Raw genomic sequence first — 25,546 nt, forward strand, 5'->3', positions numbered from 1 at the left:
GGTGAATTTACTTCAGTTTGTGGTTAAGGAGTAATAATTCTACCTTGTTCGCCATAGCCGTCTTTGGCTTCGCTAATCAAGTCTTCCCAAGGCCATTTTATAGTTAAATATTTTCGATAAATTAAAATGGTCCTGTCGATAGCAGTAACTTCATCGGTTGCATCATTGTATGAGAGAACTAAACCTCTATCATCACCATCAACTTGCAATTCTTCAATTTTTTGAAGAACTGTGCGTAAGTTCCCTTTTAATATTCTGCTTTGTCTTTTTGAGGCAATTTTGAATATTTTATCCAACTCTAGACCTTGTATTAATTCATCATCGCTAGAATCCATGATTACAGCCATGGCATGTGCATATATGCCAGTTGTTTCTGTCCGTCTGCGTATTCCGTAAGAAATATCTTTTGCGAATTTTTGATATCTTGAATTTAATTGTTCAGCGTATTTCATTGCTGCATCAATGAATTTGTCTTTATCATTTACGTCTGTAAGTGTTTCGCACTCTTCATCAATTCCAGTTTCATCTAGAATATTTAAAGCTAATTGTTGCAAGATGCCAACATTGCCGTAGCAGTCATCAAGTATACATCTTTTTATATGATCTGAAAATTTTACATTTAAGCTTTCTGAACCACTGGTTATTACTTTCTCCAAATCGGCTCTGGACCATGAGATAGGGATTTCTTCAATGCGAGAGCCAAGATCGGCGTTCAAAAATATTAGTAAATTAGTTTTCGTCCAGACGCCGATGATTACAAAAAAACAGCCGTAATCCCAAAGGGCTTTTAAATCGTATGAGAATACTTGTCTTTCATTTGTATTTAAGTAATGAAAGTCTTCAATAACGACTTTTCTTTTTGATTCGTTAATTATTTCTGCAATAAATCTTAAATCATTTATATCTTGCCCAACGCTGCCTTTTTTTATTACTTCTTCTTCAGAGGTTTCAAGTCCTAATCTAACCTTTAACTTGGCGATCAAACCAATTCCGCCTTCTGCTGAACCCTCCATTATGCCTTTAATTGTGTCTTTTTCTGTTCTTTCCAGTATAAGATTGATGCCAAGTTGAGAAAGTATGTCAATATAGATGTCTAGAACGGTTGTCTTTAATCGGCATTGAACAACTATAGCATCAGGTATATTTCTTTGTCTTAACCAAGATTTACCGCACTTTGATTCACCTCTTAGTGCTAGATGTATTGGTCTTCGTAATTTTCTACTGATTTCTTTATCGAGATTTCCCCTATCTACATACGAATCAGCAAGTATTGTTGGTGAGATACCAAAGACTTCGTGTGTCTGTTTCTTCATGATGACCCTCCTTATCTGTTTTGTATTATTTACCACACAACCGAATCCAAAGGAAAGTAGCTTTCTTTTGTTTAACTATCTACCCATGAATGCACAACTAACAGAAATCATGCGCCTTATCACCAATCTGATCCGCACCGGCATTGTGACCGAAGTGGACCGGGACGGCTGGCTTTGCCGGGTGAAAACAGGCGACCTTGAAACCAACTGGATTAACTGGCTGACCTACCGTGCAGGTAAATCACGCACCTGGTGGTGCCCGTCTCCAGGGGAGCAGGTGGTGCTGTTCAGCCTGGGAGGCAATCTGGAGACAGCCTTTGCGCTTCCGGCCATCTACTCCAACGCCTGCCCGCCGCCGTCAGACTCTGAAAGTGCGGACGTGACCGCATACGAGGATGGCGGCTGGTTCGAATACGACCCCGCCACCGGGCGCTGGATTATTCGCGGCGTGAAAAGCGTGCTGATTGAATCTTCGCAGGTTGTCTCCTGCAAAACCGGTGAGTTTGTGATCGAGGCTGACACCACCCGTATTAACAGCAACGTGATCCTGAATGGCGATGTGACCCACGGCGGCGGCGCGATGACGTCAAACGGCGTCGTTGCTGATAAGCATAAACACCCTGGCGACAGTGGCGGAACGACGGGAGGTCCATTTTGACGCTTTATATCGGGATGAGCCGCGATACCGGCACAGCCATAACGGAAACTGACCACCTGCGCCAGTCGGTGCGTGACATTTTGCTGACCCCGCAAGGGAGCCGGCTTGCGCGCCGGGAGTATGGTTCCCTGCTTTCAGCGCTCATTGACCAGCCGCAAAACCCGGGGCTGCGCCTGCAGATCATGGCTGCGGTGTATGTGGCGCTGCGGCGCTGGGAGCCACGGCTGCAGCTGGACACCATCACGGTTAACAGCAGCAGCATGGATGGCGCAATGGTTATTGAGCTGGCAGGCCAGCGTAATGACGGCGTGCCCGTGTCCCTTTCCGTATCGACAGGAGCAGACAATGGCCGTTATTGACCTTTCCCAGCTGCCGCCGCCGCAAATTGTGGATGTGCCGGATTTTGAAACCCTGCTGTCTGAGCGCAAGGCTGAATTTGTCGCGTTATTTCCGGCAGAAGAGCAGGAGGCCGTGGCCCGTACCTTAACGCTTGAATCTGAGCCGGTGGTGAAAATGCTGCAGGAAAATGTGTACCGGGAGCTGCTGCTGCGCCAGCGGATTAACGAGGCGGCGAAAGCCGTGATGGTGGCCTATTCCGGCGGGGATGACCTGGACAATTTAGGCGCGAATAACAACGTGCAGCGCCGGGTGATTACAGCTGCAGATGACACCGCAACGCCGCCCACGGAGGCGGTCATGGAATCTGACGCGGATTATCGCCAGCGCATCCCGGCGGCCTTTGAGGGGATGAGCGTTGCCGGGCCAGTCGGAGCTTATGAATATCACGCGCTTAGCTCGGATGGTCGGGTGGCGGACGCGTCGGCGTTCAGCCCGTCACCGGCGGAAGTCGTGGTGACTATTCTGGCCCGCGACGGCGATGGTACTGCGCCGGAAGAATTACTGCAGGTCGTCGGTGAGGCCCTGAACGATGAGGCTGTGCGGCCGGTGGCGGATCGGGTGAGTGTCCGATCTGCTGAGATTGTCCCCTATGAAATTGATGCGGTTCTTTATGTCTATCCCGGCCCGGCAAAGGAACCCATCCTGGCGGCCGCGAAAGCGCAGGGTACAGCATATATCAACGAGCAGCGTCGCCTGGGGCGTGACGTGCGGCTGTCTGCGATCTATGCCGCTCTGCATGTTCAGGGCGTCCAGCGCGTTGAGCTGATGAAGCCCCTGGCGGACATGGTGTTAGATAAAACGCAGGCGTCATATTGCACCGATTTTAAAGCAGAAATTGGTGGCTCTGATGAGTAACAGCCTGTTACCGCCGGGGTCGTCTGCGCTGGAGCGCAGGCTGGCGCAAGCCTGTTCAGGTATCAGTGATTTAAACGTGCCGCTGCGTGACCTGTGGAACCCGTGGAAATGCCCGGCAAAGTTTCTGCCGTATCTGGCCTGGGCTTTCTCCGTTGACCGATGGGAGGAGACCTGGACAGAAACCGCTAAGCGGCAGGCGGTCAGCGATGCGTTCTGGATCCATCAACGCAAAGGTACGGTGGCGGCAGTTAAGCGGGTGATCGAGGGGCTGGGTTACTCAATGACCCTTGAGGAATGGTGGGAGGTGGCCGACCCCGCCGGGACGTTTCGTCTTGAGATCGCTCTGAATGAAATCGGCATCACGGAGTCGATGATTTACGAGCTTGAGCGAATTATTGGCGATGCGAAGCCAGTCAGTCGCCATATATCACAGTTGACGTTATCGGCATCAACTTATGGCCCGGCAAATATTGGTGCCGCCGTTTTTGATGGTGATGTGATTACCGTTTATCCGCCGGGATATAAACCGGATGAAAGTATTTATTACGATGCCACTGCGCATTACGACGAAAATTATCAATATTCCGGGGACTGATATATGTCTTTAATCAGCGAAACAGCACAGTGGGAAAGCGACATTCCGTTAATTAAGCGCGGTGACAAAGTGGCCGGGGGGACGGATGGTCTGGTGAACGTTCAGACGAGTATTCTAGCCGACCGCACAGCCTACCTTAGAGATCAGCTTAATGCCTATAATGGCCTGTTAAAATCGGGCGAATTACCGTTTACCAGTGCGGCGGCAGCACAGGCCGCGATTGCTGCCGGGAAAATACCGGAAGGAGGTGTATTCTCTATCCGGTCAACCAACCCTGCCTACTGGGTTGAAGAGGCAAAGAATACAAATGGGGCGGTAACGCTGACCGGGAAAACTATTCTGTCTGATTTAATGCAGATGGTCACAGTAAGGGTTTCCGATAACGACACCGACGGAACAGCGGCGGGATTATCCGCGACAAAGCCGGAACAGCATTTTCTGGTAATTAATCCAGACGATAAAACCTCTCCGTTCACGGTATATAAAAATAATAAAGGTGTGGCGGAAAGGGTGTCCGATATTATTGGCTACTCGACGTTACAGGGATTTATTGATGCCGGGTTTATTCCCGAATACCTTAACCCGGCGAGTGGCTTTATTGTTGCTTTCCGCGACCCGGTCACGCAGCGCGGCGCGCTGGCAATTACGAGAAGCGGGGAAGTGATTGCACCCCTGCTGAGAATTGAGAAGGGGGTGATTTCTCACAGTAATCTCGATCTTGGTTTACAGGAGGTGGTGCCGACAAAACTCGACCCGGCCTACGGGTTTTCTCTCGCCTGGATTGATCCGAAAACCCGCCGCTGCGCCCTGCGGGTGACAACTTCAGGAGAAGTGGAAATCCCACTGATTAAGCTGGGTGATGGTTCGATCGCGCTGGAGAAACTGGCGCCAGAGGTGCAGGGGTTAATGCCGGTGACACTCGACCCGGCAAGCGGTTTTGTCCTCGCCTGGGTTGACCCGAAAACCAAACGCTGCGCACTGCGGGTGAAACAGAATGGCGTGGTTGAAATCCCGCTGCTGTCCATTGGTAAAAACGTGATTACCCTGGACAACCTGACCGAGGAATTGAAAAGCGCCGTTCTGCCGTTTGCACAGGACGTGGTTGATGTTCCACCTGATGCTGTACGCGCGGTGCTGGCTGATGTTACCGCACGGACGAATGATGCGGATGGTTCTGGCTGGGTGGCGCTGTCACCGCGAGCCTGTCGCGCGCTGTACGGGGTAAACCATACCGGTACAGCGGTTGAATATCGTCGCGCGTTTGGCCTGAAAATCGCCGGGAAAGCACAGGGCACCCCATTTAACCCCGGCTCTCTGGCTTCCCTGCGTCGTCGCGGGCGGCTGACCAGTCCGACCATTGCCACGCCGTCCGGCCAGTTTGTGGCGGGTGATTACTACAGCTATGAGGCGTACAACACAAATTCCAGCGTGTCAGAGAAAACGCCAGGCATCTGGAACGGAATGCAGGTCTATCTCGGTGATCTGCTTGTATACGATGGCATCGGGTGGAATATCCAGCGCTCCCCAGGCTCCGGCGCGCCGCGTAAAAACGATACCTGGTATGAAGTCACCGCGCCGGGCGTGTTTGCGGGTATGACACTGGCCGCCGGGGACAAACTCCTTTTTCTCACTCTCCAGACGGCAGGGGGCGGTTTTTTGCAGCCGCAGTTTGCTGCCGTTAGTGCCGGGGCTGACCTGCTTTTTTACGCCGGTGAATTTAATCCGTCGGAGGGGATGCCGTCTCGTCCTCTGCAAAATGTCATCTGGCAGGCGTCCGCCGGGGGCGTGGCCGGTACAGAGAATTTTCGCGCCGGTGACTATGCCCTGTTTGACGGTAATGCATGGGTGATGATTGCCAATGATGCCCCTGAACAGGTTCCAGACGGGAAAAGCATCAGCCTGCGGTGTACCGCCAGTGCTGACGAATGGGAGTTTCGGCGCCTGGACAAGTCAGCCGCTGCCGTCGGTATTCGCCTGACGTCGCAGGTGGCCTCTGCGATGAAAACCGGGCTGGGTAAAAAGCTGTTGCTCATCGGTGACTCGATGTTCGGCAGCGGAACATCGGGCAGCACCATTATCGCCGCCACTAACCGCACCGGGGAGGTGCGCTCTTACGGTGGCTCCACCTCTGATCAGGTGCTGGGCATGTTTAAACAGGAGGTGATTTCCTGGGGGGATCGCTGGGCGGGCCAGGTGATTGTGGTCTGGCACGGTCAGAACAATCAGCCGAAAACCGATGTGAACGCCTCGCAAATCCGTGAAGCGTCACTGCAGATTGCGGCACTGGCCGGTGCGCGCGATATCCGCTGTTTGTTCCTGACCATCATGGGACAACGAGAGGCCACCTGGAACGGCGAGCGACTGGTGTTTCCCCAGCATGAAAACCAGTTTGCGGAAACAGGATACCTGTATGAGCTGACTGAGTGGTACCGGCGCATTCTGCCGGGCCGTCATGCTGTGGTGTACGAAATTATGCTTTCTGCTGCAACGGATGCCATCGATCCGACACACCCGGGCATGACTGAAAAGCAGGTGGCGGCACGATACGGTGTGTTGCCCTGGTCATTCTTCAATAACGCGGTGCTGCCTGGGGGGATGACAACATCCGACATTCACTATGTGGGTACTTGGAGCGCGTCCGGCCTGCCGTCCGGCGGCAATCACGCCGATTATTATCTGCGGATTGCAGGCGGCACCGTGGGAAATGTTCTGGTGAATAACGGCGGTACATGGTCAGAGGTGGCGATTGATATCACCCACATGAGCCAGGCAGGAGGGCGGGCGCTGGCTTATGGCGGGCCGGGTTTCAGCCTGGGTGACGGGTACAAATCCATTCCGGCACGTGACGGTATCGCCGGAATTCTGATGAACAATTATTTTTTTAAATGAGGTAACTATGGGCCTGCTTAATGAACTCATTGGCGCAAATTTCACTGACCCGCGACTGCCGATTATTCTGGACTATCCCGGCCTGACGCTCGGATCGCTGGCATTAATGGATGTCTCAGAAATTCCTGCCGATTTTGATTTTTCGGGCATTGGGAAAAATATCCCCCTGAATAATCTGGCAAGCAAAGAAGCTGCCACCCTGACAGGGAAAACAAAAGCGGAGCTGGAATTTAGCTGGAATAACACGCTGATCACCACGGGTGCCACGCCGGAGGCGAAGTTTGAACGCACGCCGCGCGGCGGTGTTCACGGGATTGTATCGCTGGTTAACCAGACGCTGGGACACCGTGGCCGGTTTACCTGTCCGGGTATCATGCCGTACATCGCTGAGCACCAGAACGATCATAAATTTGCCGTGTTTGCGCACTATCAGGTCACGCGGGTGGGAAGTGGCACACCGGCAACCCAGACCACGGAAATGCTGATTGCCACGCAGGTTTCCCCTTCAACGAACCGTTTGATTGTGGGGCGTTTGCCTAACGCGGTATCAGCTGGCCCGGCGCTGTTCAGTCTGCAATCGGACAAAAATGGCAATGATTTCACCGGCAGTATTTACTACCAGGATTTACCGGTATGGGGGGCGGCGTCGGGATTTGGTTCCCTGGTGAATAATGCCTGTAAGTCCTATGTGCTTTACCGCCTGCACCTTGTGGATATTGACGCCTCAGGGATGTCATTTGCTGAAATCGCAGCAACCGAACAGCAGGTATTCAGCGCCAACTTTGGCGAAGGCGGCAAGTATGCCGGTGACAGTATTCCAACCTCGCCGGCAGCGCTGCCGTAAGGGGAGAGCGTGAGCATGAATTACTATGCCATTCTGACCGATTACGGGGAGGCGGCGTTTACTAAGGCGGTGGCATCCGGTGAGCCTGTGAATTTTGCAGAAATGGCGGTCGGTGATGGCGCGGGTATCATCCCGCAGCCGGACAGAACGCGCACAGGTCTGGTGAATGAAGTGTATCGCGGCCCGCTTAACCGTGTAGTCATTGCAGACCAGAGCGCGAGTGTTATCCGCACGGAAATGATAATCCTGCCGCAAACCGGAGGTTTCTGGCTGCGAGAGGCAGCGCTCTATGACGATACCGGGGAGTGTCTGGCGGTAGCCAGTCTCCCGCCAGTGTATAAGCCGCTTCTGGAAGAAGGGGCCGGGCGGTTGCAGGCCATCAATTTGTGGATAGCCGTCAGCAAAACAGCCGCGGTGGAGCTTAAAACCGATCCAACGGTCATTATTGCCTCGGTGGAGGAGGTTGATCGTGCGAAAAATGAGGCAAAGGATTATGCCGACAAGATTGCGGGCCAGCTGGATACGGATATTCAGCAGGTGATTGCCGATGCGATAACGGCGGCAAAGCGAGATTTCTGGGAAGATGATAACCCGGTTGGAACCACCCGCTTTTTTAACCAGAACCTTAATCCCAATGAGCGCTGGCCGTGGTCGAAATGGGTGTACACCGGCGAAAACAAAACGATCCGCGTCGGCAAGGCTGATGGTTCGGACGTCGGGCAGAGCGGCGGCAGCGATACCGTCACACTTCAGCAGGCCAACCTGCCCGCCGTTCAGATTGACGTGAGCGGCGAAACCAGCGAACAGGAGCAGCAGGAGCTGACGACATCGGGCAACGGAAGGCACCGGCACAGGGCAGGTGACGGGGCGCCGGGGGATACCTGGCAGGATGCCACCCACGGAACGGATAACCAGAAATATACGGGGTGGAACTATACCGACTATGCAGAAGACCATCAGCATGGCGTCACGATCCCGCCGCACAAACACTCGACCAGCGGCAAAACAGCCAGCCTTGGCGAGGGCAAATCGTTCAGCGTGGTGGAAGCCCACACACTGCTGATGTGCTGGAGCCGCGTTGCCTGATAAACCCCGGTATCAGTCTGCCCCGATAAGGGGCTTTTTTCTGTCTGCGGTTGTGCCATTGACGGTACAACGGCCATCAACGGCTTGCGGTGAATGATTTCCCTACCATGGGTGAACCCCTAAACAGGAGATTCATTCATGGCGCAAGACTATCACCACGGCGTGCGTGTTGTTGAAGTTAACAACGGCACCCGCTCTATCACGACGGTGAGTACGGCGATTGTGGGCATGGTATGCACCGGCGATGATGCCGATGCCTCTGTGTTCCCGCTCAATAAGCCGGTTCTGCTTACCGATGTACTGACCGCCAGCGGCAAAGCGGGCGAGTCCGGCACGCTGGCCCGCTCACTGGACGCCATCGCCGACCAGGCAAAACCCGTCACCGTTGTGGTGCGTGTTGCCCAGGGCGAAACCGAAGCGGAAACCACCTCCAATATTATCGGCGGTGTAACCGCTGACGGTAAGAAAACGGGCATCAAAGCGCTGCTTTCGGCGCAGTCGCAGCTGGGCGTGAAGCCGCGCATTCTGGGCGTGCCGGGCCATGACACGCAGGCTGTTTCCACTGAGCTGTTAAGCGTGGCGCAGAGCCTGCGCGGTTTTGCGTATCTGTCTGCCTACGGTTGTAAAACCGTGGAAGAAGCGATTGCCTACCGCGAAAATTTCAGTCAGCGAGAAGGGATGCTGATCTGGCCTGATTTCATCAACTTTGACACTGTGCTGCAGGCGGATGCGACTGCTTACGCCACTGCCCGTGCGCTGGGTCTGCGTGCAAAAATCGACGAGCAGACCGGCTGGCATAAAACCCTTTCTAACGTGGGCGTCAACGGCGTAACCGGCTTGTCTGCGGATGTGTTCTGGGATCTGCAGGACTCGGCAACCGATGCCGGACTGCTGAACCAGAACGACGTCACCACCTTGATCCGCAAGGATGGTTTCCGCTTCTGGGGTTCCCGCTGCCTCAGCGATGACCCGTTATTCCAGTTTGAAAACTACACCCGTACCGCGCAGGTGCTGGCAGACACCATGGCGGAGGCTCATATGTGGGCGGTGGACCAGCCGCTTAACCCTTCGCTGGCTCGCGACATTATCGAAGGTATCCGCGCCAAAATGCGCAGCCTGGTAAATCAGGGCTACCTCATCGGCGGTGACTGCTGGATTGATGACAGTGTGAATGACAAAGACACGCTGAAATCCGGGAAACTCTGGATCGACTACGACTATACGCCAGTGCCGCCACTGGAAAACCTGATGCTTCGCCAGCGCATCACTGACCGTTACCTGGTGGATTTCACCACCCGCGTAAGCGCATAAGGGGGACCCATGGCCTTACCACGCAAGTTAAAACACCTGAATATTTTTAACGCCGGTAACAACTGGATGGGCATTGCTGAATCCGTCACCCTGCCGAAATTCACCCGCAAGCTGGAAAACTACCGCGGCGGCGGTATGCCAGGTTCAGTCGGTATTGATCTGGGGCTGGATGATGGCGCGCTGGATACGGAAATGACCATCGGCGGCACTGAGGCGCTTCTGTTTAAACAGATGGGCAAAGCCACGGTGGACGGCGTGCAGCTGCGCTTTACCGGGTCTATTCAGCGCGACGACACCGGCGAAGTGCAGGCCGTTGAGCTGGTCGTCCGTGGGCGCCACAAAGAGGTGGATTCCGGCGAGTGGAAAACCGGCGAGAGCAATTCCACCAAAGTCAGCAGCGTTAACTGTTACGCGAAGCTGACCATTAACGGTGAAGTGCTCTATGAGGTCGATGCGATCAACATGATTGAAGTTGTTGATGGTGTTGACCTGATGGAAGAACACCGTAACGCCATTGGTCTGTAATTTTTTTCTGGCGCGCGAGGTCGCGCCAGCCAACCCATAACAGGAAAAGAGCATGAGTGAGAAAACAGAAGCAACGGTGAAACTGGATAGCCCGATTAAGCGCGGTGATACCACGATTACGGAAATTGTGCTGCGTAAGCCGCAATCCGGCGCGCTGCGCGGTACGCGACTGCAGGCGGTGATGGAGATGGACGTGGCCTCTATGATGACCGTGATCCCCCGCATCTCCACACCAACGCTGACCCCGCAGGAAATGGCGGACCTCGACCCGGCAGACCTGGCCGCGATGTCTGTCGAGGTGGTCCTTTTTTTGTTGCCGAAGTCGGCACTTGCCGATTTGCCGACAGCCTGACGGTAGATGACCTGGTGGCGGATATCGCCACGATATTTCACTGGCCGCCGTCCGTCACTGACGTTATGCCGCTGACGGAAGTGCTGGAGTGGCGGCACAGAGCGATAATGCGTAGCGGGGCCAGCGATGAGTGATAAAAACCTGCGCCTGCAGGTGGTTCTGAATGCGGTTGATAAACTCACCCGCCCTTTAAAAAATGCGCTGGCTGGCTCGAAGGAGCTGGCCTCCGGCATCCGGCAGACCCGTGATCAGCTTAAACGGCTTAACGACGCGGGGAGCCAGTTAAAATCTTTTGATCAACTCTCACAGAGCCTGAACCGGACCAGCAACGAGCTGGACCAGGCGCGGCTGCGTGCGCAGATGATGACGCGCGAACTGGCAGCGCTCGAATCCCCCACGAAAAAACAGACGCAGGCGCTTGAGGCGCAATGGCGCGCCGTATCACGCCTGGAACAAAAGCAGCAGCAGGAAACGCGGCAGATGGCGGCAACCAAGGCGGAGCTGTACCGCCTTGGCATCTCTGCGGGCGGCGGTGCCCGTGAAACAGCCCGCATTACCCGCGAAACGGATCGCTATAACCAGCAGCTGGCAGAGCAGGAGCGGCGCTTACGGGACGTGGGCGAGCGCCAGCGCAAGCTGAATGCGATCAGGGCCAAAGCTGACAAGATGCGCGACGTGCGTAACAACCTGGCGGGGAACGGTGCCGGGATGATGGCCGCCGGGGTGACAACGGGCGCGACGCTGCTGGCGCCTATTCGCGCCTACTCGAAATCAGAGAACGCCGCTAACCAGCTGGCAGGATCAATGATGGGACCTGGCGGAAAGGTGGCGCCTGAGTTCCTGAAGCTGAACAAGCTGGCGATAGCCCTGGGGGACCGGTTGCCCGGTACTACGGCAGATTTTCAGAACATGATGACCATGTTACGACGTCAGGGGATGTCAGCGCAGGTTATCCTGGGCGGGCTGGGTGAGTCGGCGGCTTACCTTGGCGTGCAGCTGCAGATGGCGCCGACGGAGGCCGCAGAGTTTGCCGCAAAATTGCAGGACGCCACGCAGACCACCGAAAAAGACATGATGAGCCTGATGGATCTTATCCAGCGTGGTTTTTATGCGGGCGTAGACCCCGGGAATATGCTGCAGGGTTTTTCAAAAATCAGTAGCGCGATGAGTATTCTAAATAAGAAAGGGATAGATGCAGCTAAAACCTTTGCCCCCCTGCTGGTTATGGCTGACCAGGCAAGTATGGCCGGGGAGTCTGCTGGGAATGCGTACCGGAAAATATTCCAGGCTGCCCTGGATGCAAAGAAAATTAAAGCTGTTAATGATGATCTAAAAGGGACCGGCATTAAGTTTAATTTTTCTGATGGTAAGGGAGGATTTGGTGGGCTGGAAAATATGTATGTCCAGCTAAGTAAGCTGAGCAAACTTACTCCCGAAAAGCAGATGGCAACAAAAAAAGACCTGTTTGGCAATGATTCAGAAACGCTGCAGGCGTTGGATATCATGATCCAAAAAGGTATTGATGGTTATCGTGAAACAGTAGCGAAGCTGGAGAACCAGGCAACTCTGCGCGAGCGCGTCGATGCATCGCTTAATACTCTGGGCAACAAATGGGAAGCCGCTGGCGGCTCCTTTACCAACGCCATGGCGAGCATCGGTGAAACCGTCGCGCCGGTGCTGAAAAATATTGCGGACTGGCTGGGTAATCTGGCGTCCGCGCTGGATGGTTTTGTGAAGCGTCATCCGCAACTGACGGCGGCGCTATTTAAAATTGCGGCCGTATTTGCCGTGGTAGCTACCGCAGCGGGTGTGGTGTCACTGGCCCTGGCATCCATTTTGGGTCCTATGGCGGTAGTGCGGGTAAGTGCTGGCATTCTCCAGCTGAAATTTGCTTCTGCGTTTGGTCTGGTCACAAGAGTAATTGGCGGTGCAGGCCAGGCGGTCATCTGGTTAGGCCGGTTGATGATGGCTAACCCCATTCTGGCGATAGTTGGCCTGATTGCGATGGGAGCCATCTATATCTGGCAGAACTGGGAAACGCTGGGGCCGAAGTTTAAAGCACTCTGGGATGCCATCACGTCAGGGGGGTCAGTAGCCTGGGCTGTGATTAAGCAGACCATAAGCAGCAAATGGGATGAAATTCTGAGTGATGTTGCCGCGCTGCCCGCAAAATTTAAAGCGGTGGGCGGGGCGATTATTGACGGCATCCTGAGTGGTATCAATGAGAAATGGGAAACGCTTAAGAGCAAGCTGGCATCGGTCAAAAGCTATCTCCCGGACTGGATGACCGGCGGCGATAATTCGCAGGGCGCCTCACCGCAGAAAAAGACCCCAAGATTTTTCGCGGGGATGTATGACAGCGGTGGTTATATTCCACGTGGGCAGGTGGGTATTGCTGGCGAGAATGGCCCGGAGCTGATTAACGGTCCGGCCTATGTGACCAGCCGCAGGAGAACGGCCGCGCTGGCGTCCGTAGTCGCCGGAATGATGGGGGGAGCAATGCCAGCAGAGGCCGCCCCGCTTCATCCCATGAGTCTGCCGGCAGCTTCATACCGTCCTGTAACTGATAAGCCAGCAGGCAGCCAGCCTGTATTCCAGTTTGAAACCCATGCGCAAATTATTATCCAGGCTCTGCCCGGTCAGAGCGCGCAGGATATTGCGCAGGAAGTTGCACGGCAGCTTGATGCGCGCGAGCGACGCATGAAGGCGAAGGCCCGCAGCAATTTCAGTGATCAAGGGGGGTACGATTCATGATGATGGTCCTGGGCTTGTTTGTGTTTCAGTTGCGCACGGTTCCCTATCAGCAACTGCAGTATCAGCGGAACTGGCGCCATGTGACCAACAACCGCGTTAATCGCCGTCCGACAACGCAATTTTTGGGGCCAGATAACGATCAGCTGACGCTCTCCGGCGTTCTCATGCCGGAAGTGACCGGCGGCCGGTTGTCGTTGCTGGCGCTGGAGCTGATGGCAGAGCAGGGGAAGGCGTGGCCGCTGATCGAGGGTGGTGGGACTATCTACGGCATGTATGTGATTGAGAGCCTTAACCAGACGAAAACGGAATTTTTCGCCAGTGGGGAAGCCAGGAAAATAGAGTTTTCGCTGGGGCTTAAACGGGTGGATGAGTCCCTGTCTGAAATGTTCGGCAGTCTGAGCGATCAGCTTAGCAGTCTGCAGGATTCTGCCGCCGCCGCAGTAGGGAACATCAGATCCACGGTAGGAGGGTTGCTGCAGTGAGCGAGATGGCTGATTTACTCAACCTCGGAAGCAAGACCCCGGCATTTCGGATCGTGATTGAAGGTAAAGATGCCACGCAGACGCTGGATAAACGTCTGCTGGGTATGACACTGACCGACAACCGCGGATTTGAAGCTGACCAGCTTGATCTGGAGCTGGACGACGCCGACGGCCTGGTAATTATGCCGCGTCGTGGCGCAGTGATTTCTCTGGCGCTGGGATGGAAAGGCGAGCCGCTGTACTCAAAAGGTAAGTTTACCGTTGACGAAATAGAGCATAGCGGCAGCCCGGACAGGCTGACAATCCGTGCCCGTAGTGCTGATTTCAGGGAAACGCTGAATGTCCGGCGTGAGAAGTCCTGGCACAAAACGACGGTGGGCGATGTGGTGAAAGACATTGCCGCGCGGCACAGCCTTAAAGTAGCTATAGGAAAAGATGTTGCTGCGATGGCGCTGGATCACCTGGACCAGACCAACGAAAGCGACGCCAGCTTTTTAATGAAGCTGGCGCGGCAGTATGGCGCGATTGCCTCAGTCAAGGACGGTAATCTGCTGTTTATCCGGCAGGGACAGGGGAAAACAGCAAGTGGTAAACCGTTGCCGGTCATCACTATTACCCGTAAGGACGGAGACAGTCACCGGTTTAGCCTGGCTGACAGGGGAGCATATACGGGTGTTATCGCTCACTGGCTGCATACCCGGGAACCGGAAAAGAAAGAAACGGCAAAGGTGAAGCGCCGCCGGAGGACGACAAAACCCAAAGAGCCGGAAGCAAAGCAGGGGGATTACCTGGTCGGAACGGATGAGAATGTGCTGGTTCTGAACCGTACCTATGCGAACCGCAGTAATGCAGAACGGGCTGCAAAAATGAACTGGGAGCGGCTGCAGCGCGGTGTGGCGTCATTTTCTCTCCAGCTGGCAGAAGGCCGCGCGGATCTGTATACAGAAATGCCCGTTAAGGTCAGCGGTTTTAAACAGCCCATTGATGATGCGGAATGGACCATCACAACGTTAACGCACACGGTCAACCCGGATAGCGGATTTACGACCAGTATCGAACTAGAAGTGAAAATTGATGATCTCAATATTGAATGAGTGGTTCTCAATATTGATATTGTGTATTATTAACGCGACTTCAGAGGCATCAGCGGAGAAACGGACATGATGAATTGCCCAAAATGCGGACATGCGGCGCATACACGGAGTAGCTTTCGGGTAACGGACCAAACGAAAGAGCGTTATTGTCAGTGCCAGAACATCAATTGCGGAACAACCTTTATCACTCATGAAACCGTAGTACGATTCATCATGACCCCAGGTGTAATTGATAATGCCCCTCCTCATCCGATGTTAGGCGGGCAGGGGCATATGAATTTTTAATCCAACGACCTGTATACCAAAGGGGTTTACGGAATGGGTTTTATAAAACTTTGCCTGTAAGCCTGTGCCTCATCAAATTGCATTGCTCCTGCTTTTTGGCATTCAATACCGCCAGCATCTATCTCAAAACCCTGGTCGAGAGAGACGTTAAGCAGTCTTATCTTCTTGATTGTTTCGGGTTTCCATTTGTGCATGGATAGGTCAGTGCAAATACCATTAAACATTGCATCAGCTGCATCAATGTGCAACTTCTGTTTGCTGTATTTGATCGAGAGTACCCCACGTTCCAGGCTATGCGTCCTTGTGTCAAATACAGCAATTAAATTTTCTATCGAGTCCGGGATCTTGTCGGCGAAAGCGTTACATGAAGCCAAGAGTAACAGCATCAAAAGAGATTTTTTCATATCAGTAGTCCTTTGCATGGTTAAATGTCTGCCGCCATTTTGCCGCCACGGTCCAAAAAAAAGGGGCTACGCTTTCACGTAACCCCTTGTTTTATTTGGTGGAGCTGGCGGGAGTTGAACCCGCGTCCGAAATTCCTACATCCTCGGCACTACATGCTTAGTCAGTCTTTACATTCGCTTGCCAGCTGCGGACAGACACGCCACTAACAAACTAGCCTGATTAGATTTAACGCTTCAACCCCAGGCAGGGCATCCACGCGATCTCTTTTGGGTTTGACCTCTCTTTGATCCCCGTCTTAAGAGCGGAAGCTAGGGAGAGAGGGCTCAGAGCAGGTTATTAAGCTGCTAAAGCGTAGTTTTCGTCGTTTGCGACTATTTTTTGCGGCTTTTTACGAGGCCAACCGCCCCTCGGCATGCACCTTGGGTTTCGCAAATCCCGTCGAATCCAGAATCAGCCCCAATGTGTAGGTCAAGTATAACAGATTTGTGAATGTCGTTACCAGCCCCATCACGCAGGATTATTTCAGCAGGGTGGACGAAAAAGCAGCATCAACAAGGATATAGCGTAAGGGCCAGCGAGAGCTGGCCCTCGGGGAGGGGAAATTAACGTCCGGCGTGCTTCATAATACGCGCCTTATCCAGCGCCCATTCACGATCTTTCAGATCGGTACGCTTGTCGTGTTGTTTCTTACCTTTGGCGACGCCGATTTTCACTTTGCACCAGGCGTTCTTCCAGTACAGCGACAGGGCGACAACGGTATAACCTTCGCGGTTAATGCGGCCGTACAGCGTGTCGAGTTCGCGCTGGTTAAGCAGCAGCTTACGAGTGCGCGTCGGGTCGCACACATAGTGGGTGGAAGCCACGGCCATGGGCGTAAAGTTGGCGCCGAACAGGAAGGCTTCGCCATCCTTCAGGATGACATAGCTATCGCCGATGTTGGCTTTGCCTGCACGCAGGGATTTGACTTCCCAGCCCTGCAGGGCGAGACCAGCCTCGTATTCATCTTCGATAAAGTATTCGTGACGGGCGCGTTTATTCAGCGCAATGGTGGCTGATCCAGGTTTGTGGGCTTTTTTCTTAGTCATAATGTCCTGAAGTCATCGTCTTATACACAGTTACCTCGATCGCATCCTGCGAGGTGTACTGCGCATCTTAGCACGAGTTGCGGCACAGCGTTTTTTTTAGCAGCAGATAAATGATATTATTTGCACTGTGTTTAAATGTGGAACCTGCTATGCCTCAGATTAGCCGTACTGCGCTGGTGCCTTTCAGCGCGGAACAGATGTATCAACTGGTAAACGATGTGAAGTCCTATCCTGATTTTCTGCCAGGCTGCACCGGTAGCCGCGTGCTGGAATTCGGGCCGACGCAAATGACGGCGGCGGTTGATGTGTCCAAAGCCGGCATCAGTAAGACCTTCACGACCCGGAATACACTGACCAGCAACCAGAGCATTTTGATGAGCCTGGTGGATGGCCCGTTCAAGAAACTGATTGGCGGCTGGAAGTTTATTCCGCTGAGCCCCGAGGCGTGCAAAATCGAGTTCCATCTCGATTTTGAGTTTACCAATAAGCTGATTGAGATGGCCTTTGGCCGGGTCTTCAAAGAGCTGGCCGCCAACATGGTGCAGGCGTTCACTTCGCGCGCCAAAGAGGTCTACAGTGCCAGCTAATATTCGTGTTGAAGTCGCCTACGCGCTGCCTGAAAAGCAGTATTTGCAGCGAGTCACCCTGGATGAGGGAGCGACGGTCGAGCAGGCGATTATCGCCAGCGGGCTATTGGCCTTGCGTGATGATATCGATCTGGCGAAGAACAAGCTGGGTATCTACAGTCGTCCGGTTAAGCTGCATGACGAAGTTCACGACGGCGACCGGGTCGAAATCTATCGCCCGCTGATCGCAGACCCGAAAGAACTGCGTCGCCAGCGGGCAGAGAAAAGCGCTGCGAAGTAACCCACAGCAGCAGACCGGCTATCAGCCATAAAAAAAGCGCTCACTGAGCGCTTTTTGCTTTTCCGGGCCTTACTGACTGGTCAGCGCGGGCTTGTTATCAATGTTGGTCAACACGCCGCCGCTGTTGAAGGTCAGGGTCAGGGTCTGCTGAGTCACTTTCTCGTGGCCCGGCTCCTGACGGAATACATAGAACCAGGTGTTGGTGCCGAACGGATCCGACATCATTGGCGTTCCGAGAGCATAAGCAACCTGCTGTTGCGTCATACCGACACGAATTTTTGCTACATCGTTAGGGGCCAGATAGTTACCCTGGTTGATGTCAGGACGGTAAACCACTCGTTCCAGAGTGGAACAGCCTGCGGTCAACATAAGAAGAACCGCTGCGGCAGCAGTCAGCGTTTTACAGCGCATAGTGATTTGATTCCTTTTTGGGCCCGAGCAGTACGTGGCTCATCTGTAATATGCCGATAATAATAGACCTTCGCGCCGATGGAAACCTCCGGCTGCAGGTCAGCAGGCAATTTGCTGTTCACTATGACCCTGTGAAAATCAAAAAGTTTACGCCGCAAGCAACTCTTTCGCGTTCGCCAGGGTGTTGCGCGTGACCTCGCTGCCGCCCAGCAGGCGAGCCAGCTCCTGCAGACGAGCGCGCTTATCCAGCGGCTGCATATGGGTTTCGGTCATCTCGCCATCGGTCTCTTTGCAGACAAAGAAATGATGGTGGCCGCAGCCCGCAACCTGCGGCAGGTGGGTCACACACATCACCTGCGTGGACTCGCCCAGCTGACGCAGCAGCTTGCCGACCACGGCGGCGGTCGGGCCGCTGATGCCGACGTCTACTTCGTCGAAGATCAGCGCCGGGGTTTCCATTTTACGCGCGGTGATCACCTGAATCGCCAGCGCAATACGCGACAGTTCGCCGCCGGAGGCAACTTTCGCGATCGGCTGCAGCGGCTGACCGGGGTTAGTGGTGACGCGGAACTCAATATGATCGGCGCCGTCGGCGGTGAGATGGCGTTCATCGAAAGCGACCTCAATCGCGAAGATCCCGTGGGGCATCGAAAGTGAGTGCATACTCTCGGTGATAAGCTGGGTCAGCTCGTCGGCGCTGGCCTGGCGCAGGGCGTGCAGCTGACGTGCGGTCTCCAGCGCCAGCTGATGATGTTCGACTACCTGCTGGCTGAGGGATTCCAGCGAGCCGGCGCTATCGTCCAGCAGGCGCTGCTCTTCCAGCATCGCCTGATAAACCACCGGCAGCTCTTCCGGCATTACCTGGTGTTTACGCGCCAGCGCGATTTGCCGGGAAATCCGCTGCTCAAGTTCGAACAGACGGTTCGGATCGAGATCCAGACGGTCGTGATAGTGGCGCAGCTCGTCGCTGGCCTCGCTGAGCTGAATGGCCGCCTCTTCCAGCATATCCAGCACGCCGGAAAGCTTGCTGTCCATACCCACCAGCTCGCTGACCAGCTGCTTCGCGGTATAAAGCTGGCTCTGCAGATTGGCCTCTTCGCCGTCCGCCAGTACCGTCAGGGCGTGCTGGCAGGTGCTGAGCAGCTGGCCGCTGTTGGCCAGGCGCTTGTACTCTTCGTCAATCTGCTCGAATTCTCCCGGCAGCGGGTTAAATTCGTTCAGCTCTTTAAGCTGATACTGCAGCAGATCGGCGCGGGCGGCGCGCTCCTGGCTCTGCTGCTGGTGCAGGGCCAGCTCGCGGCAACTCTGGTGCCACTGGCGGTAATGCTCGGCCATGCGCTGAGTGAGCGCATACTCACCGGTATAGCCGTCGAGCAGCGTTTTCTGGTGTTCGGGTTTGGTCAACAGCTGGTGCGCATGCTGGCCGTGGATCTGGATCAGCAGCTGGCCCAGCTCGCGCAGCTGCGAGAGCGGGACGGCGGTGCCGTTGATAAAGCCGCGAGAGCGGCCGTCAGCGCTGATCACCCGACGAAGTAAACACTCACGTCCGCTCTCCAGCTGGTTCTCTTCCAGCCAGCGCTGGGCGGCCGGAGTATCTTTCAGCGCGAAGCGCGCGCACAGGTCGGCGCGGGTGGCGCCGCGACGCACCATGTCGGCTTCCGCTCTGCCGCCGAGGCACAGCCCCAGCGCGTCGATGGCAATGGATTTCCCGGCGCCGGTTTCCCCGGTGATGGCGGTCATGCCGCTGTGGAAATCAATTTCCAGTTCACGAACGATAGCAAAATTACTGATGGTGAGTTGCGCCAACATAGCTGCCTTCCTGTATGAAAAACCAATACTGTGTTTTCGTACAGTATAGACTGGTTTTTTATCCAGTAAAGAGGCAGCGATGTAAATCAGAACAATTTTTTCGACCAGCCGAGCTTGGTGCTTAATGTATTGAAATAGCTGTAATCTTTAGGGTGAATCAGATTGAGGTGATAATCACAGCGGCGAATGAGAACGTCTTCGCCATCCTGGATCGGCAGGGCAATCTGGCTGTCGCAGCTGATCTCCAGATCGCTGCAGCGATGAGAGAAGCGCAGGCGAATGGTGCTGTCGCCGTTGATCACCAGCGGTCGCGCTGAAAGGGTGTGCGGGAACATCGGCACCAGGGTGATAGCGTCCAGCGACGGGGTGAGGATCGGGCCGCCGGCCGACAGCGAATAGGCGGTGGAGCCGGTCGGGGTGGAGATTATCAGGCCATCAGAGCGCTGAGAGAACGCAAAGACTTCGTCGATATAGACTTCGAACTCAATCATATGCGCCACTTTGCCGGGGTGCAGCACCACTTCGTTGATGGCGGTGCTGATGCGTTTCTGGCAATCCTGCTGGCACACCTGGGCCTCCAGCAGAAAGCGTTTCTCGGCGATGTAGTGGCCTTCCAGCACGTCGGCGAGCTGCTGCAGGGCGTTGTCCGGGTCAAGGTCGGTGAGAAAGCCGAGGTTGCCGCGGTTAATGCCGATGACGTTAATGTCGTAACGGGCCAGGGTCCGCGCCGCGCCGAGCATATTGCCGTCGCCGCCCACCACCACCGCGAGGTCGGCCTGTTGGCCAATCTCCGCCAGCGTGCCGGTTTTCACGTTGCTGAGCTGAAGTTCATGGGCGATCTGCTGTTCAACCAGCACTTCATACCCTTTGCTGCACAGCCAGCGCCAGAGCATTTCATGTGTGGTCAGGGCGGTGGGGTGACGAGGATGTCCCACAATGCCGATACACTTGAAATGGTTCTTCATGATCTGGATGTCCTTGCGTTAAATGAAATAGTGACAATCTGTCCGCTTCCCTTGAAACCCGGAAACTGATCCCCATAATAAGCGAAGTTAGCGAGATGAATGCGAAAAAAACGCGGAGAAATTCATGAGTAGTAAAGAACAGAAAACGCCTGAGGGGCAAGCCCCGGAAGAAATTATCACGGAGCAGCACGACGACGTTGAGGCAGTAGAGCCTGAAGTTTCGGCTGAGCAGGTGGATCCGCGCGATGAAAAAATTGCGAATCTGGAAGCCCAGCTGGCTGAAGCGCAGAAACGTGAACGTGAAGTGATGCTGCGTGCCAAAGCCGACGAAGATAACCTGCGTCGCCGTACCGAGCAGGATATCGAGAAAGCGCACAAATTCGCGCTGGAAAAATTCGTCAATGAACTGCTGCCGGTGATCGACAGCCTGGACCGCGCGCTGGAAGTGGCCGACAAGGCTAATCCGGACCTGGCGCCGATGGTGGAAGGGATCGAACTGACCCTGAAATCCATGCTGGACGTGGTGCGTAAGTTCGGCGTGGAAGTGATCGCCGACACCAACGTTCCGCTGGATCCGAACGTCCACCAGGCCATTGCGATGGTCGAATCTGAAGACGTGGCGGCGGGCAACGTGCTGGCCGTGATGCAGAAAGGTTATACCCTGAACGGCCGTACTATTCGCGCCGCGATGGTGACGGTAGCGAAAGCGAAATAACGTCTGCTGCATTGCTCAACGGCTGCCCGCGGGCGGCCGTTTTTTTATGCCACCGCTCCCGGCGCGAGATAAAAAAACGGCGGGCCGCAGCCCACCGTGATGTTAATTCCTTCGCTCGCGCTACTCCGCGACGCTCTCGCGTAATGATTTCACCGGCATCACTTTCACCTGTTTGATCATGTTGTCCTGCACGTCGAGGATATCTATATCGTACTGCTCAATGCGCACGCGGGTGCCCGGGACCGGGATCTCTTCCAGCGCTTCGAGGATGATACCGTTGACGGTGCGCGCTTCATCTTCCGGCAGGTGCCAGTTAAACGCTTTGTTGATTTCGCGAACGTTGGCGCTGCCGTCGATAATCACCGTGCCGTCGTTAAGCGGGGTCACTTCCTCCGCCAGGGTGGGTGACATGGAAGTGGTGAAGTCGCCGACAATCTCTTCAAGAATATCTTCTACGGTGACCAGCCCCTGAATATCGCCGTATTCATCGACCACCAGACCGACTTTCTTTTTATTGCGCTGAAATTTCACCAGCTGGGTGCTGAGCGGCGTCCCTTCCGGAACAAAGTAGATCTCATCTGCCGCCCGCAGCATGATCTCTTTTGTGAACTCTTTCTTCTCCGTCATCAGACGGTAGGCTTCGCGAACGCGCAGCATGCTGATGGCATCGTCCAGTGAATCGCGGTAGAGCACGATGCGGCCATGCGGCGAGTGGGTCAGCTGGCGGACGATAGATTTCCAGTCATCATTGATGTCGATGCCGACAATCTCATTGCGCGGCACCATGATGTCGTTAACGCTGACTTTTTCCAGATCCAGGACCGACAGCAGCATATCCTGGTTGCGCCGGGAGATTTGTGAACGGGATTCATTCACAATCGTGCGCAGTTCATCTTTGCTCAAAGCACTGCTGATGACGGTATCGGTGCGGATGCCCATCATGCGCATCAGCATGCGGGTGATGGTATTCAGCAGCCACACCAGCGGCATCATCAGCACCTGCAGGGGCGCCAGCAGGAAGCTGCTGGGGTAGGCGACCTTTTCCGGATAGAGCGCGGCGATGGTCTTCGGCAGTACCTCGGCAAATACCAGTACCACAAAGGTGAGCACGCCAGTGGCGATCGCGACGCCGGCGTCGCCGTACAGGCGCATGCCGACGATGGTGCCCAGCGCCGAGGCGAGAATGTTGACGAGGTTATTGCCGATGAGCACGAGGCTAATCAGGCGGTCCGGCTTGCGCAGCAGCTTCTCCACGCGCTTGGCGGGGCGGTTGCCTTGTTTCGCCATATGACGCAGCCGATAGCGGTTCAGCGTCATCATGCCGGTTTCGGAGCCGGAGAAATAGGCAGAGATAATCACCATGACGATCAGCGTTATGATCAGCGTGGTGGTGGAGATATGTTCCACGTAGGATTCCTTAAAAGACTTAGCTCACGAACTGCTGCAGCACGCGGCTACCAAAATAGGCCAGCGTCAGCAGACCGGCGCCAGCGACGCTGAACCAGACCACGCGACGTCCGCGCCACCCTTCATGATAGTGGCCCCACAGCAGAACGATATAGACGAACCACGCAATAATCGACAGCACCGCTTTATCAATGTTTTCGCTGCTGAACAGATTGTGCATATAGAACAGGCCGCTGCACAGCGTCAGGGTCAGTAGCACCACGCCGACCTGAGTGATGTGGAACATTTTGCGCTCGATGCTCATCAGCGGCGGCATTTCGCTGCTGAAGGCCAGCTTTTTATTCTTTAACTGGTAGTCGATCCACGCCAGCTGCAGCGCATACAGCGCGGCGATGATCAGCGTGGCGTACGAGAAGAGCGACAGGCCGATATGCACCAGCATCCCCGGGGTGGTTTCCAGGTGGGTGATATATTCGTTAGGCACGAAAGTGGCGAAGGCCAGATTGATCAGCGCGAAGGCATAGACGATAGGCAACAGCAGCCAGCCGCGATTGCGCGAGGCCACGATAGTCATCACCGTACAGATCATCAGGCTGACCAGCGACCCGACGTTCAGTAAGCTGAGGTTTTGCCCGCTCTCGCCGCCGGGGAATATCCGTGCTTCCAGCGCAAAAGCATGGCAGATCAACGCGATAGTCGCAGATAAAATCGCCATTCGCCGCCAGCTGCTGTTTTTTTGCAGCAAGCCGGGGATAATCAGCGCGAGGCTGACGGAGTAGGCGACAAGGGCGAGTAGAGCAAAAACAGGCATAGGTGTCGGCTGTTGGCTAAATAAGAAAGAGAAGCAGTATAACGTCAGCAGGCCTCTGCTCCAACCGTTGCAGCACATTCAGATTGATGTCGTGTTATACTCCGCCACATTCGTTTTGTGTGTCGCTGCGGCGACCGACCGTTTCCACCTCAGGCGAGAGACAATGTTTGATAATTTAACCGATCGTTTGTCGCGTACGCTGCGCAACATTAGCGGCCGCGGACGCCTTACAGAAGACAATATTAAAGACACCCTGCGCGAAGTGCGCATGGCGCTGCTGGAAGCGGACGTTGCGCTTCCGGTGGTTCGTGATTTCATCAGCCGCGTGAAAGAGAGCGCGGTCGGCCATGAAGTCAATAAAAGCCTGACCCCGGGTCAGGAGTTCGTCAAAATCGTCCGCAACGAGCTGGTGGCGGCGATGGGCGAAGAGAACCAGACGCTCGACCTGGCCGCGCAGCCGCCGGCCGTGGTGCTGATGGCGGGTCTGCAGGGTGCCGGTAAAACGACCAGCGTCGGTAAGCTGGGGAAATTCCTGCGCGAGAAGCACAAGAAGAAAGTGCTGGTCGTTTCCGCGGACGTTTACCGCCCGGCGGCGATCAAACAGCTGGAAACCCTGGCCGAGCAGGTCGGCGTCGATTTCTTCCCGTCTGACGTCGGCCAGAAGCCGGTTGATATCGTCAACGCGGCGCTGAAAGAAGCGAAACTCAAATTCTACGACGTGCTGCTGGTGGATACCGCCGGTCGTCTGCACGTTGACGAAGCGATGATGGACGAAATCAAGCACGTCCACGCCGCCATTAACCCGGTTGAAACCCTGTTCGTCGTCGATGCGATGACCGGTCAGGATGCGGCGAATACCGCGAAGGCCTTTAACGAAGCGCTGCCGCTGACCGGCGTGGTGCTGACTAAAGTGGACGGCGACGCCCGCGGCGGCGCGGCGCTGTCGATTCGCCATATTACCGGCAAACCGATTAAATTCCTCGGCGTCGGCGAGAAAACCGAAGCGCTGGAGCCGTTCCATCCGGACCGCGTCGCTTCCCGCATCCTCGGCATGGGCGACGTGCTGTCGCTGATCGAAGATATCGAGAGCAAAGTTGACCGCGCGCAGGCCGAGAAGCTGGCCTCCAAACTGAAGAAAGGCGACGGTTTCGATCTGACGGACTTCCTTGAGCAGCTGCGTCAGATGAAAAACATGGGCGGCATGGCCAGCCTGATGGGCAAGCTGCCGGGTATGGGCCAGATCCCGGACAACGTGAAAGCGCAGATGGACGACAAAGTGCTGGTGCGTATGGAAGCCATCATCAACTCGATGACCCTGAAAGAGCGCGCCAAACCGGAAATCATCAAAGGTTCACGTAAGCGCCGTATCGCCGCCGGCTGCGGGATGCAGGTGCAGGATGTGAACCGTCTGCTCAAGCAGTTCGACGACATGCAGCGCATGATGAAGAAGATGAAGTCGAAAGGCGGCATGATGAAGATGATGCGCGGGATGAAAGGGATGATGCCGCCAGGCTTCCCGGGCCGCTAATACGCGTCATAATTCAAGCCGCAGATGCGTTGGCTGCGTTCGTTCACCCCGGTCACGTACTTGTGTACGCTCCCGGGGATTTACTCACTTGCCGCCTTCCT

The 25,546-nt window shown here is 55.0% G+C and carries 27 protein-coding genes and 1 other RNA gene; 19 read left to right on the plus strand and 9 right to left on the minus strand.

Features of this window, described 5'->3' with window-relative positions; translation table 11 throughout:
* Positions 1-23: 23 nt before the first annotated feature.
* Positions 24-1,313, minus strand: a complete 1,290-nt coding sequence (locus tag SP68_RS05855; RefSeq protein ID WP_040226931.1) for a hypothetical protein — start codon at positions 1,311-1,313, stop codon at positions 24-26.
* Positions 1,314-1,398: 85 nt separating this feature from the next.
* Between SP68_RS05855 and SP68_RS05860 the strand changes: the two genes are divergently transcribed.
* The 15 genes from SP68_RS05860 to SP68_RS26095 all read left to right on the plus strand — a co-directional run bounded on the left by SP68_RS05860 (position 1,399) and on the right by SP68_RS26095 (position 15,442).
* The gene (locus tag SP68_RS05860) at positions 1,399-1,971 is read left to right on the plus strand and encodes a phage baseplate assembly protein V (protein ID WP_040226929.1); all 573 of its coding nucleotides are present in this window, start codon (positions 1,399-1,401) and stop codon (positions 1,969-1,971) included.
* Entirely contained in the window at positions 1,968-2,330 is a 363-nt protein-coding gene (locus SP68_RS05865; protein WP_040968793.1) for a GPW/gp25 family protein, read from the plus strand. Before SP68_RS05860 ends, SP68_RS05865 begins: the two co-directional genes overlap by 4 nt.
* Positions 2,317-3,225 (plus strand): baseplate assembly protein, encoded by a 909-nt coding sequence (locus SP68_RS05870; RefSeq protein ID WP_040968792.1) that lies wholly within the window; start codon positions 2,317-2,319, stop codon positions 3,223-3,225. The genes SP68_RS05865 and SP68_RS05870 overlap by 14 nt, the downstream gene beginning before the upstream one ends.
* Positions 3,218-3,820 (plus strand): phage tail protein I, encoded by a 603-nt coding sequence (locus tag SP68_RS05875; RefSeq protein ID WP_040968791.1) that lies wholly within the window; start codon positions 3,218-3,220, stop codon positions 3,818-3,820. The genes SP68_RS05870 and SP68_RS05875 overlap by 8 nt, the downstream gene beginning before the upstream one ends.
* 3 nt (positions 3,821-3,823) lie before the next feature.
* Positions 3,824-6,709, plus strand: a complete 2,886-nt coding sequence (locus tag SP68_RS05880) for a hypothetical protein (RefSeq protein WP_040968790.1) — start codon at positions 3,824-3,826, stop codon at positions 6,707-6,709.
* 7 nt (positions 6,710-6,716) lie between these two features.
* Positions 6,717-7,553, plus strand: coding sequence for a hypothetical protein (locus SP68_RS05885; RefSeq protein ID WP_040968789.1), 837 nt, complete (start codon positions 6,717-6,719; stop codon positions 7,551-7,553).
* A 15-nt stretch (positions 7,554-7,568) separates the two neighbouring features.
* Positions 7,569-8,639 carry a phage tail protein gene (locus SP68_RS05890; protein ID WP_136071178.1) on the plus strand — a complete coding sequence of 357 codons (1,071 nt, stop codon included), beginning with the start codon at positions 7,569-7,571 and terminating at the stop codon, positions 8,637-8,639.
* A gap of 138 nt (positions 8,640-8,777) precedes the next feature.
* Complete coding sequence (locus SP68_RS05895; protein ID WP_040968786.1) at positions 8,778-9,950, plus strand: phage tail sheath protein; 1,173 nt, start codon at positions 8,778-8,780, stop codon at positions 9,948-9,950.
* Positions 9,951-9,959: 9 nt separating this feature from the next.
* Complete coding sequence (locus SP68_RS05900) at positions 9,960-10,475, plus strand: phage major tail tube protein (protein WP_002896201.1); 516 nt, start codon at positions 9,960-9,962, stop codon at positions 10,473-10,475.
* A 52-nt stretch (positions 10,476-10,527) separates the two neighbouring features.
* The gene (locus tag SP68_RS05905; RefSeq protein WP_004144716.1) at positions 10,528-10,827 is read left to right on the plus strand and encodes a phage tail assembly protein; all 300 of its coding nucleotides are present in this window, start codon (positions 10,528-10,530) and stop codon (positions 10,825-10,827) included.
* 14 nt (positions 10,828-10,841) lie between these two features.
* Positions 10,842-10,961 (plus strand): GpE family phage tail protein, encoded by a 120-nt coding sequence (locus tag SP68_RS26090; protein WP_002896220.1) that lies wholly within the window; start codon positions 10,842-10,844, stop codon positions 10,959-10,961.
* Positions 10,954-13,581: a phage tail tape measure protein gene (locus SP68_RS05910; protein ID WP_040968785.1), complete on the plus strand. Its 2,628-nt coding sequence runs from the start codon at positions 10,954-10,956 to the stop codon at positions 13,579-13,581. Before SP68_RS26090 ends, SP68_RS05910 begins: the two co-directional genes overlap by 8 nt.
* Positions 13,578-14,063: a phage tail protein gene (locus SP68_RS05915; RefSeq protein ID WP_004185683.1), complete on the plus strand. Its 486-nt coding sequence runs from the start codon at positions 13,578-13,580 to the stop codon at positions 14,061-14,063. The genes SP68_RS05910 and SP68_RS05915 overlap by 4 nt, the downstream gene beginning before the upstream one ends.
* A gap of 5 nt (positions 14,064-14,068) precedes the next feature.
* On the plus strand, positions 14,069-15,157 hold the full coding sequence (locus SP68_RS05920; RefSeq protein WP_239081372.1) for a phage late control D family protein: 1,089 nt from the start codon (positions 14,069-14,071) through the stop codon (positions 15,155-15,157).
* Positions 15,158-15,223: 66 nt separating this feature from the next.
* A complete protein-coding gene (locus tag SP68_RS26095) occupies positions 15,224-15,442 on the plus strand; it encodes an ogr/Delta-like zinc finger family protein (RefSeq protein WP_071891531.1) in 219 nt (72 codons plus the stop codon).
* 26 nt (positions 15,443-15,468) lie between these two features.
* Here the strand turns inward: SP68_RS26095 and SP68_RS05925 are convergent, their stop codons facing one another.
* The 3 genes from SP68_RS05925 to smpB form a co-directional block, all read right to left on the minus strand.
* The gene (locus SP68_RS05925; protein ID WP_040025415.1) at positions 15,469-15,846 is read right to left on the minus strand and encodes a hypothetical protein; all 378 of its coding nucleotides are present in this window, start codon (positions 15,844-15,846) and stop codon (positions 15,469-15,471) included.
* A gap of 96 nt (positions 15,847-15,942) precedes the next feature.
* Positions 15,943-16,305, minus strand: a transfer-messenger RNA (tmRNA) gene (gene ssrA / locus SP68_RS05930).
* A gap of 144 nt (positions 16,306-16,449) precedes the next feature.
* Complete coding sequence (gene smpB / locus SP68_RS05935) at positions 16,450-16,932, minus strand: SsrA-binding protein SmpB (RefSeq protein ID WP_002914164.1); 483 nt, start codon at positions 16,930-16,932, stop codon at positions 16,450-16,452.
* 149 nt (positions 16,933-17,081) lie between these two features.
* On the opposite strand from smpB, the gene SP68_RS05940 reads away from it, so the two are divergent.
* On the plus strand, positions 17,082-17,519 hold the full coding sequence (locus tag SP68_RS05940; RefSeq protein ID WP_008806099.1) for a type II toxin-antitoxin system RatA family toxin: 438 nt from the start codon (positions 17,082-17,084) through the stop codon (positions 17,517-17,519).
* The gene (locus SP68_RS05945; protein WP_004145682.1) at positions 17,509-17,799 is read left to right on the plus strand and encodes an RnfH family protein; all 291 of its coding nucleotides are present in this window, start codon (positions 17,509-17,511) and stop codon (positions 17,797-17,799) included. The genes SP68_RS05940 and SP68_RS05945 overlap by 11 nt, the downstream gene beginning before the upstream one ends.
* Positions 17,800-17,868: 69 nt before the next feature.
* Here SP68_RS05945 and bamE read toward each other — a convergent pair whose 3' ends face one another.
* The 3 genes from bamE to nadK all read right to left on the minus strand — a co-directional run bounded on the left by bamE (position 17,869) and on the right by nadK (position 20,984).
* On the minus strand, positions 17,869-18,210 hold the full coding sequence (gene bamE / locus SP68_RS05950) for an outer membrane protein assembly factor BamE (protein WP_008806098.1): 342 nt from the start codon (positions 18,208-18,210) through the stop codon (positions 17,869-17,871).
* Positions 18,211-18,357: 147 nt separating this feature from the next.
* A complete protein-coding gene (gene recN / locus SP68_RS05955; RefSeq protein WP_022066198.1) occupies positions 18,358-20,019 on the minus strand; it encodes a DNA repair protein RecN in 1,662 nt (553 codons plus the stop codon).
* An 86-nt stretch (positions 20,020-20,105) separates the two neighbouring features.
* Positions 20,106-20,984: an NAD(+) kinase gene (nadK, locus tag SP68_RS05960; RefSeq protein ID WP_002914158.1), complete on the minus strand. Its 879-nt coding sequence runs from the start codon at positions 20,982-20,984 to the stop codon at positions 20,106-20,108.
* 124 nt (positions 20,985-21,108) lie between these two features.
* On the opposite strand from nadK, the gene grpE reads away from it, so the two are divergent.
* Positions 21,109-21,699: a nucleotide exchange factor GrpE gene (gene grpE / locus SP68_RS05965; RefSeq protein ID WP_008806096.1), complete on the plus strand. Its 591-nt coding sequence runs from the start codon at positions 21,109-21,111 to the stop codon at positions 21,697-21,699.
* A 120-nt stretch (positions 21,700-21,819) separates the two neighbouring features.
* Here grpE and SP68_RS05970 read toward each other — a convergent pair whose 3' ends face one another.
* Positions 21,820-23,106: an HlyC/CorC family transporter gene (locus SP68_RS05970; RefSeq protein ID WP_012540838.1), complete on the minus strand. Its 1,287-nt coding sequence runs from the start codon at positions 23,104-23,106 to the stop codon at positions 21,820-21,822.
* Between the two features lie 19 nt (positions 23,107-23,125).
* Complete coding sequence (locus SP68_RS05975; RefSeq protein WP_002914153.1) at positions 23,126-23,917, minus strand: cytochrome C assembly family protein; 792 nt, start codon at positions 23,915-23,917, stop codon at positions 23,126-23,128.
* Between the two features lie 163 nt (positions 23,918-24,080).
* Here SP68_RS05975 and ffh point away from each other — a divergent pair, with 163 nt between their 5' ends.
* On the plus strand, positions 24,081-25,445 hold the full coding sequence (ffh, locus tag SP68_RS05980) for a signal recognition particle protein (protein ID WP_002914152.1): 1,365 nt from the start codon (positions 24,081-24,083) through the stop codon (positions 25,443-25,445).
* Positions 25,446-25,546: the final 101 nt, after the last annotated feature.

The sequence above is a fragment of the Klebsiella variicola genome (assembly GCF_000828055.2).
Lineage (GTDB): Bacteria > Pseudomonadota > Gammaproteobacteria > Enterobacterales > Enterobacteriaceae > Klebsiella > Klebsiella variicola.

Excerpts from the sequence above, each read along its gene's own strand:
- SP68_RS05855 (WP_040226931.1), bottom strand. The coding sequence starts at position 1,313 with ATGAAGAAACAGACACACGAAGTCTTTGGTATCTCACCAACAATACTT.
- SP68_RS05860 (WP_040226929.1), top strand. The coding sequence starts at position 1,399 with ATGAATGCACAACTAACAGAAATCATGCGCCTTATCACCAATCTGATC.
- SP68_RS05870 (WP_040968792.1), top strand. The coding sequence starts at position 2,317 with ATGGCCGTTATTGACCTTTCCCAGCTGCCGCCGCCGCAAATTGTGGAT.
- SP68_RS05875 (WP_040968791.1), top strand. The coding sequence starts at position 3,218 with ATGAGTAACAGCCTGTTACCGCCGGGGTCGTCTGCGCTGGAGCGCAGG.
- SP68_RS05880 (WP_040968790.1), top strand. The coding sequence starts at position 3,824 with ATGTCTTTAATCAGCGAAACAGCACAGTGGGAAAGCGACATTCCGTTA.
- SP68_RS05885 (WP_040968789.1), top strand. The coding sequence starts at position 6,717 with ATGGGCCTGCTTAATGAACTCATTGGCGCAAATTTCACTGACCCGCGA.
- SP68_RS05890 (WP_136071178.1), top strand. The coding sequence starts at position 7,569 with ATGAATTACTATGCCATTCTGACCGATTACGGGGAGGCGGCGTTTACT.
- SP68_RS05895 (WP_040968786.1), top strand. The coding sequence starts at position 8,778 with ATGGCGCAAGACTATCACCACGGCGTGCGTGTTGTTGAAGTTAACAAC.
- SP68_RS05900 (WP_002896201.1), top strand. The coding sequence starts at position 9,960 with ATGGCCTTACCACGCAAGTTAAAACACCTGAATATTTTTAACGCCGGT.
- SP68_RS05905 (WP_004144716.1), top strand. The coding sequence starts at position 10,528 with ATGAGTGAGAAAACAGAAGCAACGGTGAAACTGGATAGCCCGATTAAG.
- SP68_RS05910 (WP_040968785.1), top strand. The coding sequence starts at position 10,954 with ATGAGTGATAAAAACCTGCGCCTGCAGGTGGTTCTGAATGCGGTTGAT.
- SP68_RS05915 (WP_004185683.1), top strand. The coding sequence starts at position 13,578 with ATGATGATGGTCCTGGGCTTGTTTGTGTTTCAGTTGCGCACGGTTCCC.
- SP68_RS05920 (WP_239081372.1), top strand. The coding sequence starts at position 14,069 with ATGGCTGATTTACTCAACCTCGGAAGCAAGACCCCGGCATTTCGGATC.
- SP68_RS26095 (WP_071891531.1), top strand. The coding sequence starts at position 15,224 with ATGATGAATTGCCCAAAATGCGGACATGCGGCGCATACACGGAGTAGC.
- SP68_RS05925 (WP_040025415.1), bottom strand. The coding sequence starts at position 15,846 with ATGAAAAAATCTCTTTTGATGCTGTTACTCTTGGCTTCATGTAACGCT.
- smpB (WP_002914164.1), bottom strand. The coding sequence starts at position 16,932 with ATGACTAAGAAAAAAGCCCACAAACCTGGATCAGCCACCATTGCGCTG.
- SP68_RS05940 (WP_008806099.1), top strand. The coding sequence starts at position 17,082 with ATGCCTCAGATTAGCCGTACTGCGCTGGTGCCTTTCAGCGCGGAACAG.
- bamE (WP_008806098.1), bottom strand. The coding sequence starts at position 18,210 with ATGCGCTGTAAAACGCTGACTGCTGCCGCAGCGGTTCTTCTTATGTTG.
- recN (WP_022066198.1), bottom strand. The coding sequence starts at position 20,019 with ATGTTGGCGCAACTCACCATCAGTAATTTTGCTATCGTTCGTGAACTG.
- nadK (WP_002914158.1), bottom strand. The coding sequence starts at position 20,984 with ATGAAGAACCATTTCAAGTGTATCGGCATTGTGGGACATCCTCGTCAC.
- grpE (WP_008806096.1), top strand. The coding sequence starts at position 21,109 with ATGAGTAGTAAAGAACAGAAAACGCCTGAGGGGCAAGCCCCGGAAGAA.
- SP68_RS05975 (WP_002914153.1), bottom strand. The coding sequence starts at position 23,917 with ATGCCTGTTTTTGCTCTACTCGCCCTTGTCGCCTACTCCGTCAGCCTC.
- ffh (WP_002914152.1), top strand. The coding sequence starts at position 24,081 with ATGTTTGATAATTTAACCGATCGTTTGTCGCGTACGCTGCGCAACATT.